At 48.3% G+C, this 437-nt stretch carries 1 protein-coding gene; it reads right to left on the bottom strand.

From position 1 onward, the window contains the following. On the bottom strand, nucleotides 1–437 hold a 437-nt coding region (locus tag HMPREF2890_RS09220; RefSeq protein WP_246825209.1), incomplete at both ends, for a TraM recognition domain-containing protein.

Below are 437 nucleotides of genomic sequence, written 5' to 3'. Positions count from 1 at the left end.
TCGTTACGATTGATGGTCATGGACTGCCGTTGTTGTAGAACCTTACCGAAACGCTCAGAAAGCGTTTTAGCCGTTTCTCCCACGACCTGTCCGCTAAAGACATTACCCACGGTGTTCTGTATCACCTTACTCTCCTTATCCCCATAGTCGCGGGTCAGCTGCGAGAAGTCTTGAAAGCCTAGACACACAGCGACCTTGTTACTACGAGCTGTGGCGATCAGGTTATCAAGACCACGAAAGTAGATGGTCGGTAGCTCATCTATAATCACTGAGCTTTTAAGTTGATGCTTCTTATTGATGAGCTTCACAATGCGGCTATTGTAGAGCCCAAGAGCAGCCGAATAGATGTTCTGTCGGTCGGGGTTGTTCCCTACCACAAGCACTTTCGGCTCATTAGGATTGTTGATGTCTAGAGAGAAGTCATCGCCCGTCATCAC

The organism is Porphyromonas sp. HMSC065F10 (genome assembly GCF_001808555.1).
GTDB lineage: Bacteria > Bacteroidota > Bacteroidia > Bacteroidales > Porphyromonadaceae > Porphyromonas_A.
The sequence above is the reverse complement of the archived record's forward strand: the minus strand, read 5'-3'. Positions and strand labels throughout refer to the sequence as shown.